This window comes from Bdellovibrio sp. HCB2-146 (genome assembly GCF_047345725.1).
In the GTDB taxonomy this organism is placed as follows: Bacteria; Bdellovibrionota; Bdellovibrionia; order Bdellovibrionales; family Bdellovibrionaceae; genus Bdellovibrio.
This window is the reverse complement of the sequence record NZ_JBLEQP010000001.1, coordinates 1433447-1447482: the sequence shown is the minus strand read 5'-3', so window position 1 is coordinate 1447482 and position 14036 is coordinate 1433447. Positions and strand designations below refer to the sequence as shown.

The following is a 14036-nucleotide window of genomic DNA, read 5'->3' as shown; positions in this document are numbered from 1 at the left end:
AACTTAAAAACTAAAATTAAACATCCAAGCTTCGAGCAAGAAGAGCATTGTCGTGAATAAACTGACGACGAGGCTCAACCATTTCACCCATCAAGATCGAGAATGTTTCGTCAGCCGCAACCGCATCGTCGATTGTCACCTGAAGAAGAGTTCTGTTTTCTTTATTGAGTGTTGTTTCCCACAACTGCTCAGGATTCATCTCTCCCAATCCTTTGTAACGTTGGATGTACATTCCTTTTTTCGTCGATTCCATCACGTGTGCGTAGAAATCGTTGTAGTTTTCAAAAGGAACTTCCACTTTTGCGTCACCTTCAAGGATCGTAATTGGAAGAGTTGTCACCGCTTGGATTTCAGACCAGATACGACGAAGTTCAATAATTTCTGACGAGCGCAAGCTGTCAGCATTGAATTTTGTTGTTAAGCGATCTGCATAACGAACAGTGTAGATTTCAGCGTAAGATTTTCCAGCTTCGTCTTTCTTCACTTCGCCCTTGTACTCTGTGATGCCAAGTTTTGGATCTGCATTGATCCATGCACCAAGGTCTTTCAACGCTTGAGTCATTTTCGCATCGTCAGCTACAAGCTTTTCGAAGTCGCCCACTTTGCTGAGCAAGAAGTATAAAACGTCTTTGTCGTATTTTTTCGAAGAGACGTGCAGAAGGCTGTTGAATTTTTGAATATTCAAGATCAATTGGCGAAGGTCTGACTCTTTCAAGTTTTCTTTGCCTTTGATTTTGAAGTTGTTCAATCCAGAGCTCAACAAGAACTCGGTCAACGCAGCTTCGTCTTTCAAGTAATTTTCTTCTTTACCTTTTTTCGCGCGGTAGAGTGGTGGTTGCGCAATGTAAACATAACCACGCTCAAGAACTTCAGGCATTTGACGATAGAAGAACGTCAAAAGAAGAGTCATGATGTGAGATCCGTCGACGTCGGCGTCGGTCATGATAATGATTTTGTGATAACGGATTTTATCCACATTCACATTGTCTTTACCGATACCTGTACCAAGTGCCGAGATGATAACTTTGATCTCTTCAGAAGAAATAATTTTATCGAAACGGGCTTTTTCGACGTTTAGGATTTTACCTTTCAAAGGTAAAATCGCTTGTGTACGACGATCACGTCCTTGTTTCGCAGATCCACCGGCAGAGTCTCCCTCCACCAGGTACAATTCACAAAGTGCAGGGTCACGTTCTTGGCAGTCCGCCATTTTACCAGGCAAAGATCCACCATCCAAAGCTGTCTTACGACGAGTGAGATCACGGGCCTTACGAGCCGCCTCACGTGCGCGCGCAGATTCCACACACTTTGAAATAATATTTTTTGAAACCGAAGGATTGCGATCCATCCAGTCCGCAAGCTTTTCGTTCACCATAGACTCAACGATACCTTTAACTTCGGCGTTACCGAGTTTTGTTTTCGTTTGTCCCTCAAATTGCGGCTCACGAACTTTGACGGAGATAACAGCAGCCAAACCTTCACGGATGTCTTCACCCTCAAGATTTGTTTTTAAATCTTTCAAAAGATTTTTTTCAGTGGCGTATGCATTTGTTGTACGAGTCAAAGCCGCACGGAAACCGACAAGGTGAGTACCACCTTCGTGCGTGTTGATGTTGTTACAGTACGTGAAGATGGACTCTGAATAAGAGTCGTTCCACTGCATTGCAATTTCAACATCGACGTTGTCTTTCTCACCGCGGAAGTAAACTACTTCGTTGTGAAGAGATTTTTTAGATTGGTTCATGTACTTCACAAATTCCGCAACACCTTCAGCGTATTGGAAATCTTGTTTTTTACCTGAGCGTTCGTCCGTCAACGAAATATGAAGGCCTGCATTCAAGAAAGCCAACTCACGGAAACGATTCGCCAAAGTGTTGAAGTCGTAGATGATTGTTTCGTCTTTGAAAATATCACGATCTGGTTTGAACGTTACTTTCGTTCCAGTTTTTGTAGACTCTTCGCCTTTTTCAACTGGAGCCATGATTTTTCCACGCTCGTAGCTTTGTCTCCAGAAATTACCTTCACGTTGAACTTCAACGTTCACGCGAGTTGAAAGTGCATTCACGACAGAAGCACCGACACCATGAAGACCGCCGGAAACTTTGTAACCACCACCATCGAACTTACCACCGGCATGAAGCACGGTCATAACAAGTTCAAGAGCAGATTTACCTGTTTGTTTTTGTGTAGCAACTGGAATACCACGGCCATCATCTTGCACAGTGATGGATTCGTCAGCGTTGATTGTTACATAGATGTGTTTGCAGTATCCAGCAAGGTGTTCGTCTACGGAGTTATCCACGATTTCATACACAAGATGGTGATAACCTTTGAAACCTGTATCACCGATATACATCCCCGGACGTTTTCGAACGGCTTCAAGACCTTCAAGGACTTGAATCGAATCTGCGGAATATGATTTTTGTTCTTCCACTATTTCCCTCACTGCGAAAAATTCAGTTAAGGATGTGACCATCCTTAATCGTGATCACGGACAAAGAATCGAGTCTGAATGAGTCGGGTAAAGTGAAGTCCGTTGTCGTTACAAAAATTTGCGTGTTGATCTCGTGTAAGAACGTAATCAAGGCATCTCTTTTTGCTTTATCGAGTTCGGATAAAACATCATCCAACATCAGCACAGGATACGTGCCGTGAGCCTTTCTATGGTACACTATTTGGGCTATTTTGAAAGACAATATGATGGCTCTTTGCTGCCCCTGGCTACAGTAAAATCTTGAATCTTTTTGCCCATATAGGAACACAATATCGTGCTTGTGAGGACCGACCAGACTAGTCCCACTCGAGAGCTCTGCGTCTTGCAGTTCGCGCATGCGATTTTGAAGTGCGTTAAGTACTGAATCTCGGTCAAATGTGATGCCGTTTTCACTCGAAATCACGTATTCCACCGAGATTTCCACATCGGATTTCCCAGAAATGTATTGCATGGCATTGTTGAACTCTTTCGAAAGTCCGTTCAATGCCGTGATGCGAGCAAAAGTTAAATCTGTCGCTAAACGCAGGAAACTAGGATTCAAGCTTTCCAAAAGTGAAAGGGTGACTTGACGGTCTTGAAGACCCTCTAAGTGGTTTTTAAGTATCTTATTGCGCGTTTTAAGGGCCTTTCGGTAATCGGAGATCAAATCCGCGTTCTTCCGATCAAAAGTCACAAGTAATTCGTCCAAAAGTTCCCGACGATGGTCAGCACCTTCTTTGATCGAAGAAAGACTTTCCGGACTGAACACGACACTAGCAAAAATTTTTCGAATATCCGTCGAATTAATGCGCTTGTCGTTCATCGTTAAAACTTTACGACTTTTTGATAAACCTAATTGCAATTTGTAGTGGAGATCATTTTGTACAACTTTGGCTTGGATGATGGCTTCCGAACAATCGGACTTAATCAGCGTGGAGTTGTCAGAGTAACGAAAGGAATCTCCTTGCGAGAGGAGAAAAAGAGCTTCAAGAAGATTTGTTTTCCCTTGGCCATTTTCTCCGACGAAAACATTTACTCGCGGAGAGAAAGAAACGACTACGTCTCGGTAGTTACGAAAATTAACGAGACGGAGTCTTTCAAAAATCATTAGATTCTCATAGGCATAACAACGCAAGTGTAAGAAGCGTCATTATGAGGTCTCATCAAACTTGGAGACAAATGATCATTCAATTCGAAATCCACTTTGTCTTGATCGATAGAAGTTAAAATGTCCGTGATGTAACGAGCGTTGAAACCAATTTTGATATCAGCGCCTGAGTAATCCACTTCGATTTCTTCTTTCGCATCACCCAACTCTGGATTGTTCGAAGAAATTTCCATTTTACCTTTTGAAAGGTTTAAAAGAACAGCTTTGGATTTCTGATTCGCAAGAAGTGAAACACGTTTCAAAGACATCAAGAAAGCATCGCGATTTACGAGAGCTTTTTGATTCAACTTCTGTGGAATAAACTGTTGATAATTCGGGTACTTTCCTTCGATCAAACGAATCATCAAAATCGTTGATGCATTCTTCAATACGAATTGAGATCCCTCTATCGTGATTTCCACAGAGTTTTCCATACCCTCAAGAAGTTTTTTAATTTCATGAAGGCCTTTACGAGGAATGATAACACCTTGAGTGGCTGCTACTTTCATTTCCTCAGAACCCTTAGTAACAAGACTCATACGATGACCATCTGTCGCCACCATTTTAAATCCTGTCGCTGGATTCAATTCAAAGAAAACGCCATTCAGGTGGTAACGTGTTTCATCGTTCGATACTGAGAAGATTGTTTTATCAATCATCTCTTTCAAGACTTGTGCATCAATTTTAATAAATGCTTGAGAGTTGTATGTAGGGAAGATCGGATACTCGTCAGCAGAGATACCAACAATTTTCGAAGTGTATTTCCCTTGTTTAATCTCCAACCAGTTATTTTCTTTTTTGATAAGAGTGATTGGACCCTCAGAAAGTTCTTTTGCAATTTCAAAAAGACTTTTTGCACTGACAGCTACTTTACCAGGTTGATGAACTTGGGCTTTGATTTGATCTGTCAGACTGACTTCAAGATCTGTTGCAAAAACTTTCAAAGTATTTTGATCAGCCTCTAAAAGAACATTGATCAAGATCGGCATTGTATTTCGTTTCTCAACGATGTTCTGAGTTTTGCCGATTAGACTTAAAAGATCTCGTTTATCTATTTCAAGTTTCATAAGAGCCTCTTAAAGCGTTCTATATAATACCTATTACTATTAATATAAATACTAGTAGTAGTAGTAGGAGCGTGGAAAACCTAACTTATCTTCTAAGTTGCTGTAAACACTAAAAAACAGTTGTGGATTTCGGTTGTGCCCAAGTTTGCAGTTTCGACCTCAAAAATGGGGGTAACTAATATCCACAAGGAGAGCCCCACAACTTTCCACAGGGCCTTCCACAGTCCACATTCACACCCCTGTGATATTGTGGATTCGTTGTTCTAAGTCTTCGATATCTTTCGCCAAATCCTGGTCAGTCGCTTGTAGATTTTTGACTCGCTCAAGTGCATTCATCACAGTTGTGTGATCTTTGCCGCCGAAAGCTTTGCCGATATCCACCAAAGATTTATCGAGAAACTTCTTAATTAAATACATCGCGATTTGACGTGGAACGACAATTGGTTTGGCGCGGGTAGAGGATTTTAGATCCAAAACGCGCACTTTATAATGGTCCGCCACCAGCTTCATGATCTCTTCAACAGAGATTGTTGATTGAGTTTCATGATGCGAAAGAATCTTTTTAACGAGTTCATAGTCAATTGGAAGACCTTGAAGTTCAGAGAACATCTTGATCTTCTTTAAGTTGCCTTCCAATTCACGAATCGAACGTTTTGAAATACGTGCGATATAATTCACAACTTCTTCAGGAAGACGAATGTTATAGCGCTCTGCTTTATACCTTAAGATCGCAATACGCGTTTCCAAATCCGGCATCGTGATATCAGCAATCAATCCGCGTTCAAGACGGGTGCGACTGCGATCTTCAAGTCCGTGGATATCCTTCGGCATACGATCGGAAGCCAAAATAACTTGCTTGCGACTGTCGATAAAGCTGTTCACAGTGTGGAAAAACTCTTCTTGAACCGCTTCACCGCGTGCAATGAACTGCACGTCATCGACTAAAAGAATATCTGAATTTTCGCGATATTTCTGGCGGAACTTATCCATTTCATGACGACGAATCGCCGAAACACATTCATTTAAAAAGCGTTCTGCCGAGATATAAGTAATCTTAAGGTGTGGAAATTGTTCACGAATATTATTTCCAGCAGCATGTAAAAGATGGGTTTTACCCATCCCAACCGGTCCATATATATAGAGAGGGTTGTAGTCGTCAGCTCCTGGATTGCGAGCTACGTTATAGCAAGCTGCGTGAGCAAATTCGGAATTTTTCCCAACAACGAAGGTAGAAAACGTCAGATCGAAATTAAGAGTATCCGAACTCGACCTTGGTTGAGTAGTCTGGCTACCCTGAGTACGAGATAGCTGAGCTTGAAGAACTTCGTTACTTTGCGGCTCTTCAACCTGAGTGGAGGTCTCAATGTGAGTATTTACTTTGGCCCCCGTAACACTGAACTCGACCTCAAAAGGCTTGCCATAACTATCTGAAATCTCTGAATAAATCTTATCTTGCAAGTTCTCGATTACAAAGTATTGGTGGAGGGCATTAGGGACACCAAGTACCAATTTGGGACGGTCAAGAGTACCAAGGGTATTCACGTATTCAATAGGATCAAGCCAGGTATCCAACAACTTATTATTGTCGTTCCTGCTTTTCATTTTTGTTTTGATAAATGACCAAAAGGTCGAATTAAGCTCCACGATCCCATCCCCTCAAGTAACCCGGAAACCCTCTTAACAAGCGGAGCTGAAGTTTTCAACAGTTGACCTTATTGCCGCAACGTGCTTTATTAGTGCCCCACGTATCTAGTTGAAAACAACTTTGTGGCACATATATACAGGTGTAATTGACGTCTATTAGCGTCGTAAAAGTCAGGAGATATCATGAAACGTACTTACCAACCATCAAACAAACGTCGTAAAACAACTCACGGTTTCCGCGCTCGCATGGCTACTAAAGCTGGCCAAGAAGTTCTTTCTCGTCGTCGCGCTAAAGGTAGAAAGCGTTTGACGGTTTCTACTGGTGGAAAATAATTCGCCTTTAACTATAAAGCGAAGCTCTGAATTTCTCTCGATAAAACAATCTGGTAAAAGACATTGGCCGACGAAGTGGCTTCTTATGAATTATAAGAAAAACACCGAAGGCCAATTGTGTTTTGGAGTCACGGCAAGCCGAAAAGTAGGCCCTGCTGTGGTTCGAAACAAACTCAAACGCTGGGTGAGAGAGTATTTTAGGGCTCTGCTGAAGGCGGGTCTTTTTCTTGAAGCCGACATCAATATCATTTTTAAACCCATGGATCCAAACTTCTACAAAGGCCTTCGTCATGAAGACTTCGTACAAGCTATGGACCGAGGTGTACAAAGCATTCGGAAGAATCTCTAGATTCTTTTTCATGACTTTAATTGGTGTATATCGATCTATCGGTACCACTCATTTAGGTGGTTCTTGTCGCTTCGAACCTAGCTGTTCAGCCTACGCATTAGAGGCCTTTCATAAACATCCAACACATAGAGCTCTTTGGTTAACCACGAAAAGAGTTTGTAAATGTCGTCCCGGTGGACCTTACGGATATAATCCAGTCCCACCAGTGAACGGAGAACAACATGCAAGAACGTAAAGACGGTCCTTCATTCTTTGATCCAAAAACAATTATCGCCGTCGCCGCTGTCGCGATCGCATACTACGGATGGAATACCTACCTTCAAAAGAAATATCCTGGTTACGGCAAAGCAAAAACAGAACAAGTTCAAACTGCCGAAACAACTGCTACCACTCCTGCTACTACAACAACCGGCGAAGCTGTCGCTGAAAGAAAATCCGAAGTTGTTGCTGCTCCTACTGCCGAAGAAAAAACCTTCCAATTTTCAAATGACAAAGTTTCTTTCGCACTGACTAGTCATGGAATGGGACTACGTAATTTCACAGTGAATAACTATCAAGATAAAGAGAAGAACAATATTAAGTTGGGTGCTTCTGATAAGAATTCATTGTTTGAAATGCGTTTTCCTGGCGACACAAAAGCTGTGGATTTCAACGTTGTTGAACAAGCTCCGGGTCACTTTGTTGGAACTGCACAAGCAGGCGAAATGACGATTAAGCGTGAGCTTAAATTCAACGCTGAGAATTCTTCATTTACAAATACTGTGACTTTCTCTGGTAACAACGAAGAACTTAAAAAAGGTTTCTCATTGCTTATCCCTGAGAGTATCCACGTGAAAGGTTCTTCTTCGTGGTTATTCCCTTCTTATGAACATCAAGATTTCTTTGTTGGGCATAGCGGTGGAAAACATGAAACTGTGAATTTCAGTGGCGCTAAAGAAAACGTAGCAAAAGACCTTACGCAAGCGTCTTTGGTTTCTGCGTCTTCTCAATATTTTGCGGCCGCAATCTTGGATAAATCTGAAATCATTCCGGATGTAAAACTCACTGCTGATGTTGCAAATAAATCTGCGATGGCAGAAATGACTTACAAACCAGTTCAAGTAAAACCAGAAATGACTTTTACGTCTGTTATGTATGCGGGTCCTAAATCAATCGATATCTTAAAAGCTGTTGATCCAGAAATGGCAAGTTTGATTGATCTTGGCTTCTTCACGTTCATCGCCAAACCATTGTTGTACGTGATGAAGGCGTTCCATTCATGGGTAGGCAACTGGGGTTTTGCGATCATTCTATTAACTCTTCTTGTGCGTCTTTGCGTTTTGCCTTTCAACATCATGTCTTTCAAATCAATGAAGGCTATGCAAAAGGTTCAGCCGCTTATCCAAAATCTTCGTGAGAAGTATAAAGATGATCCAATGCGCTTGAATCAAGAGATGATGGCTGTGATGAAACAAAACGGCGCGAATCCTCTGGGTGGCTGCTTACCGATGCTTTTGCAAATTCCGGTTTTCTTTGCTCTTTACCGTGTTATCGGTTCGAGCATTGAACTTTATAATTCACCGTTTATGTTCTGGATCACAGATTTATCGGCTCACGATAAGTTCTATGTATTGCCAGTTCTAGTTGCGATCTTCATGTACATCCAACAAAAGATCACACCTTCAACGATGGATCCTACACAAGCAAAAATCATGGCTTTCATGCCAGTTGTCTTCTCACTTTTCATGTTGCAATTACCTAGCGGTCTTTGCCTCTACATGGTTGTGAGTACTCTTTTCGGCATCATTCAGCAGTACCTGATCATGCGCGAAAAGAAGGCGTAGTTTTTAGATTTATTTTTTATTTATTAAGGAGGAATCATGGGTTTTTTGAGTAAGCTTTTCGGGGGAAAAGGCAAGAGCGGGAACAGTGAAGTAGAAGCCCTTGTAGAGAAAACACTAGAAGGTATTATCGAAAAGGCTCAGTTCGATCTAGACTTCAAAGTGAGAACAGAAAAAGAAGACGACGGTTCTGCTGTTTTGTCTGTTGAGTTAAGTGGTGGCGACGAAGAAATTTTGAAAGATAAAAAAGGTCAAATGTTGGATGCTTTCCAACTCCTTTTGAAACGCGTGATCCAGCACAATTTTCCAGAAGATAAAACAAGCGTAACTGTTGATTGCGGTGGCTACCGTGATGAATCAGAGAATGCGTTGATTGAGCGCGCTGAGAACTTGAAACAAATCTGCATCGAACAAGGTAAATCAGTGTACTATCGTGCATTACCACCAAAAGATCGCAAAGTTGTTCACCAATATCTTGCGAAAGACGCACGTGTAAAAAGCCGTTCACTAGGTGATGGACTTTACAAAAAGATCAAAATTTATCCTGCAAAAGGCGGAAATCAAAACGCCAATGCACAAGACTCTGTTCAAGAGTAGTTAAGAGAAGGGGCCACATGCACCAAGGAGATCGTGATAAGGATACTATCTGCGCGGTCTCCACTCCTCACGGAGTGGGTGGGATTTCTGTTATCAGAATCAGTGGCCCTCAAACTCTTTCCGTCGTTAAACGTGTCTGTGCCTTTTTACCTGAACATCCTGAATCTCACCGTGTGTACTTTGGATATTTAAAAAATCCACAAACAGGCGAGGAAATTGACGAGGTTTTGGTGACGTACTTTAAAACCGGAAAATCATTTACCGGTGAAGAAGTGATCGAAATTTCCTGCCACGGCAGTCCGCATATTTGCCAATCCATTCTGCAACAATTGATTTCGTTAGGTGCACGTCCCGCAGATCGCGGTGAGTTTACATATCGTGCTTTTATGAATGGAAAATTGGATCTTGTTCAGGCGGAAAGTGTCCTTTCGTTGATTGAATCACAAAGTTCACAGGCTTCTAAGTTAGCACTTCGCCAACTAAAAGGTGATGTTTCTAAGAAATTAGAGCAAATCGAAGACGATATGACGTGGATTTTGGCTCACGCTGAAGCTCAAATTGATTTCTCTACTGAAGGTATCGACGTTGTTGATTATTCAGTGGTGAAACAACGTCTTAAGAAGGTCGAAGAGACTTTAAAGGAACTTGTTGGAACATTTAAAGTCGGTCGTCTTTTGAAAGACGGCTTCCGGGTGGTTCTGACAGGTCTTCCGAATGTGGGTAAATCAAGCCTTCTTAATCTTTTCTTAGAAGATGAACGTGCGATCGTCACAGATATTCCAGGTACAACTCGTGACGTGATTCACGGGGATACGACTTTTGGTGGCGTGAAATTTACTTTTGTCGATACCGCTGGTTTGCGTGATCAAACGACGGATTTAGTTGAGCGCATTGGTATTCAAAAAAGCTACGAAGCTCAGAATGAATCCGATGTGGTTTTCTTTATCTACGACCTCGATAAGGGATTGTCGGCAGCAGAACTTCAGATTTTGGAAAGCTTAGAACCAAGCCGTACTTATATTATCGGGAATAAAGTGGACCGTTTAGGGGTTCCTCCGAAGGCTTTAGATGTCTTGGAAACCCTTAAAAACAGTAAATTTTTCCAAAAAATCGCAGATAAAACTGACTTCAGCACAAGAAGGATGTTCTTTGTCAGCGCTCTTGATAAAAAGGCCCGTACAAGCGTGCTTCAGAGCCTGGTGAAGGAATTTGCGGATCTTCAGGTAGAAAACACAGTTTTGATTTCCAACGCCCGCCATTTTGAGAATCTCTCCCGGGCTCTTGAGAACACGCAGCGATCACAGATGATCGTGGATAACGGAATGGGATCTGAGTTCCTTTCTTTGGAGCTAAAAGAATCCTTGATCGCGATCCACGAAACACTGGGTAAGCGGTTTGACGATCAGATTATGGATCGTGTGTTTAAAGAGTTTTGCATCGGGAAGTAATTTATGAGTTCAAAACATTATCAAGTTATCGTTGTGGGTGCCGGTCACGCAGGTGTTGAAGCATGTCTTGCGACATCTCGCTTGGGACTCAAAACTTTGATGGTCACAACGAATCTTGATCGCATCGCTTACATGAGCTGCAATCCTTCCATCGGCGGACTTGCAAAAGGTCACATGGTTCGTGAGTTGGACGTTCTTGGTGGCGAAATGGGTATCGCGGCTGATGAAACTTGCATTCAATACAAGCGTCTTAACTCCTCGAAAGGTCCCGCAGTTCGTGGAACTCGCGTGCAATCTGATAAGCATAAATACTCAGCCTACATGACAAATGTTTTGAAGACGCAAGAGAACTTGGATCTTCTTCAGGGCGAAGTAAAACGTTTAATTTTAGAGAATGATTTGTGTGTTGGTGTGGTTTTGCAAGACGGATCTGAGATTCGTGCGGATGCAACGATCATCACAACAGGTACTTTCATGAACGGTGTGATGCATATTGGTCTTCGCCAAGAGGCGGGCGGCCGTGTGGGTGATGCCGCTTCAATTGGTTTATCAGATCAGTTGGCGCAATTTGGTTTTGAAGTAAAACGTTTGAAAACGGGAACTCCTGCGCGCTTACTCAATTCAAGTATTGATTGGTCAAAAACTATTCCTCAAGGCGGGGATGAAAAGGTTTATCCTTTCTCTTATCGCTCTTCGACTCAATTAAAACTCCCGCAAATTCTTTGCTATCTCACTCGTACAACTGAAGAAACCCACGATATTATTCGTCGTAATCTGGATAAATCCCCTATGTTTTGTGGGATTATTGAAGGTACGGGCCCACGTTACTGCCCATCTATCGAAGACAAAATCACGCGTTTTGCCGATCGAACTTCTCATCAAACATTTCTTGAACCAGAAGGTTTGGATACGGATTTGATTTATCTTCAAGGCATCTCAACAAGTTTGCCGGAAGATGTGCAGTATGAATTCTTAAGAACGATTCCAGGACTCGAAAACGTCAAAGTGGTTCGCCCGGGTTATGCGGTTGAGTATGACTATATTGAACCAACTCAAATCTGGCATCGCCTTGAAACGCGCACGATCCGAAAATTATTCCTGGCAGGACAAATCAACGGAACTTCTGGTTACGAGGAAGCAGCTGTGCAAGGTTTTGTTGCCGGCGTGAATGCGGCTCACTCTATTTTGGAGCGACCAGAATTTATTTTGGGACGCGACCAAGCTTACATTGGCGTTTTAATCGATGATCTGGTGACAAAGGGAACGCGCGAACCATATCGCATGTTCACTTCTCGCGCTGAACACCGACTTGTTCTTAGAGAAGATAATACTATCGACCGTTTAGCTGATATCGCTGCCGGTATCGGTATTGTAAAAGCTCAATCATTAGATATTTTATCTGACCTTCGCCAACGCCGGTCGGATTTGCATGCAAAATTGCGTGAAACAAAGGTTTATCCGACCAAAGAAACACAAGAAATTTTGGCGAGCATTCCGACTCCAGAAATGACAAAGTCCTTAAGCTTCGAAGAGTTGCTGCGCCGTCCCGAGGTAGTGAGTTCACACCTTGAGCGCCTTGGATTTAGCGTTGATAGCGATCCAAATGTGCATGAACCGGTCGAAATTGAAGTGAAGTACTCGGGTTACGTGAAAAGACAACTCGAACTCATTAATCAGTCAAAACGCCTGGAAGAAATGCTTCTTCCTGAGACACTGATCTATTCTGAGATACGTGGCCTCTCAAATGAGGAAAAGGATAAGCTGCAACGTGTCAAGCCACGTACCTTGGGTCAGGCGCAAAGAATTAGTGGTGTAAACCCATCTGCAATTCAGGCTATAATGATTCATCTCAAAGGTCATAAAAAGATCAAGGAGTTGAATCTTGAAGGACAACAAAATTGATGAGCAGGAAGCTCCCACGGTATTCTGGAGAATCAACGATTGGTTCCCGGATTTAAGTCCTGAGACTAAGGTCGTGCTTAAGACCTATCATGAAGAACTCATAAAATTTAATCGGACCCTGAGTCTGATTTCTCCCAAATCAGTTTTTGTGGCAGATGCTCTTCATTTTGCAGATTCTATTCTTGCCTCAAAGATTATCGCCCAAGCAAACCCAGCCATCGGGAAGATCTATGACTTTGGCAGTGGCAACGGATTCCCGGGCCTGATCTACGCGATCTTAAATCCTAAGACTCAAGTTGTACTGGTTGAAACAGATCAGAAGAAGTGTGAGTTCTTGGGTCACATGATTTCGACTCTGGCCCTTAAGAATGCAACTGTAGAAAATAAATCTGTTGAAGCATTCCCGGAAGGATCAATTCAGTTCGGAATGGCTCGTGGCTTTTCGAATATTTCAAAGATCCTGTTGATCGCCCGCAAGACTATGGCAAAGGGCGGGAGTTTCTATCATTTAAAGAGTGAAGAGTGGGGAATGGAAGTTTCCGAGATTCCAAGCCAACTTTGCTCGATCTGGTCGCCTTCTTTAGTGGGAGAATACAAACTCCCGGTGGGCCCAGTGAAATTCGCAGTCGTTAGAACGGAAAAAATCGCATAATAGGGGATGTTCCACGTGGAACATCTGGTTTTTAGGGGTTAGTGCCCGGATTTCGGTGGTGCAGCCCCATGCTCTCCACCTGCCGGAGCCGTCGCAGCTCCATCTGACCCAATTCCAGCCTCAGATAATCGTTGTTTTACATCCCACTCTCTTTTAGCGTTTCGAAGCTTTTTAGCAGTGAGATATTCTTCCCATTCCTTCGGGTCGGGCCATGCCTCTTTCTTTTCGAATGCTTTTGCATAAGATTTGCGGGCTTGCGTGAGTCGTTCTTTGATTTTTAGCTCGTAATAGACCTTTTCTTGCTCAAGCTTTGTGATCTTTTGCTGAGATTCATACACGCGCTTTTGTGCGAACTTAATCTGACCAGATTGAGGAACAACGTCTTTTAATTCTTGCTTGAACCCCTCGAGCTTCTTGATTTCAGCATCAAGTGCCTGATTTGTAGCTCCTTGGAGCGCAATAAGATCAGAATACACTGGATCTTTCAATTCAGGGTTTGGATCGGGCTTATTACAAGCCGCGAGCAGCGGAATTAAGAGGAAAACAAAATAAATTATGCGCATATACACGTGTTCCACGTGGAACATCGGCAAAAAGAAGAAAA

At 42.6% G+C, this 14036-nt stretch carries 13 protein-coding genes; 8 read left to right on the top strand and 5 right to left on the bottom strand.

Going from position 1 to position 14036, the window contains the following annotated elements:
* Positions 1 to 16 precede the first annotated feature (16 nt).
* From gyrB to dnaA, 4 genes are all read right to left on the bottom strand, one after another.
* Entirely contained in the window at positions 17 to 2434 is a 2418-nt protein-coding gene (gene gyrB / locus ACLWOR_RS07085) for a DNA topoisomerase (ATP-hydrolyzing) subunit B (protein WP_413940001.1), read from the bottom strand.
* 22 nt (positions 2435 to 2456) lie between these two features.
* Positions 2457 to 3581, bottom strand: a complete 1125-nt coding sequence (recF, locus tag ACLWOR_RS07080) for a DNA replication/repair protein RecF (RefSeq protein WP_413940000.1) — start codon at positions 3579 to 3581, stop codon at positions 2457 to 2459.
* A complete protein-coding gene (gene dnaN / locus ACLWOR_RS07075) occupies positions 3581 to 4687 on the bottom strand; it encodes a DNA polymerase III subunit beta (protein ID WP_413939999.1) in 1107 nt (368 codons plus the stop codon). Before dnaN ends, recF begins: the two co-directional genes overlap by 1 nt.
* 231 nt (positions 4688 to 4918) lie before the next feature.
* Entirely contained in the window at positions 4919 to 6331 is a 1413-nt protein-coding gene (gene dnaA, locus ACLWOR_RS07070) for a chromosomal replication initiator protein DnaA (RefSeq protein WP_413939998.1), read from the bottom strand.
* A 183-nt stretch (positions 6332 to 6514) separates the two neighbouring features.
* Here dnaA and rpmH point away from each other — a divergent pair, with 183 nt between their 5' ends.
* From rpmH to ACLWOR_RS07030, 8 genes are read left to right on the top strand one after another with little or no spacing between them, the layout of a single operon-like run.
* The gene (gene rpmH / locus ACLWOR_RS07065; protein WP_413939997.1) at positions 6515 to 6664 is read left to right on the top strand and encodes a 50S ribosomal protein L34; all 150 of its coding nucleotides are present in this window, start codon (positions 6515 to 6517) and stop codon (positions 6662 to 6664) included.
* Positions 6654 to 7013 carry a ribonuclease P protein component gene (gene rnpA, locus ACLWOR_RS07060; RefSeq protein ID WP_413939996.1) on the top strand — a complete coding sequence of 120 codons (360 nt, stop codon included), beginning with the start codon at positions 6654 to 6656 and terminating at the stop codon, positions 7011 to 7013. Before rpmH ends, rnpA begins: the two co-directional genes overlap by 11 nt.
* Positions 6955 to 7248 carry a membrane protein insertion efficiency factor YidD gene (gene yidD, locus ACLWOR_RS07055; RefSeq protein WP_413939995.1) on the top strand — a complete coding sequence of 98 codons (294 nt, stop codon included), beginning with the start codon at positions 6955 to 6957 and terminating at the stop codon, positions 7246 to 7248. The genes rnpA and yidD overlap by 59 nt, the downstream gene beginning before the upstream one ends.
* Positions 7235 to 8836 (top strand): membrane protein insertase YidC, encoded by a 1602-nt coding sequence (gene yidC / locus ACLWOR_RS07050; RefSeq protein ID WP_413939994.1) that lies wholly within the window; start codon positions 7235 to 7237, stop codon positions 8834 to 8836. Before yidD ends, yidC begins: the two co-directional genes overlap by 14 nt.
* Positions 8837 to 8872: 36 nt before the next feature.
* A complete protein-coding gene (locus tag ACLWOR_RS07045; RefSeq protein ID WP_413939993.1) occupies positions 8873 to 9430 on the top strand; it encodes a protein jag in 558 nt (185 codons plus the stop codon).
* Positions 9431 to 9447: 17 nt separating this feature from the next.
* Entirely contained in the window at positions 9448 to 10878 is a 1431-nt protein-coding gene (gene mnmE / locus ACLWOR_RS07040) for a tRNA uridine-5-carboxymethylaminomethyl(34) synthesis GTPase MnmE (RefSeq protein ID WP_413939992.1), read from the top strand.
* A gap of 3 nt (positions 10879 to 10881) precedes the next feature.
* Positions 10882 to 12780 carry a tRNA uridine-5-carboxymethylaminomethyl(34) synthesis enzyme MnmG gene (gene mnmG, locus ACLWOR_RS07035; RefSeq protein WP_413939991.1) on the top strand — a complete coding sequence of 633 codons (1899 nt, stop codon included), beginning with the start codon at positions 10882 to 10884 and terminating at the stop codon, positions 12778 to 12780.
* A complete protein-coding gene (locus ACLWOR_RS07030) occupies positions 12761 to 13432 on the top strand; it encodes a 16S rRNA (guanine(527)-N(7))-methyltransferase RsmG (RefSeq protein WP_413939990.1) in 672 nt (223 codons plus the stop codon). Before mnmG ends, ACLWOR_RS07030 begins: the two co-directional genes overlap by 20 nt.
* Positions 13433 to 13470: 38 nt before the next feature.
* Here ACLWOR_RS07030 and ACLWOR_RS07025 read toward each other — a convergent pair whose 3' ends face one another.
* Positions 13471 to 13995 carry a hypothetical protein gene (locus ACLWOR_RS07025; protein ID WP_413939989.1) on the bottom strand — a complete coding sequence of 175 codons (525 nt, stop codon included), beginning with the start codon at positions 13993 to 13995 and terminating at the stop codon, positions 13471 to 13473.
* Between the last annotated feature and the right edge of the window lie 41 nt (positions 13996 to 14036).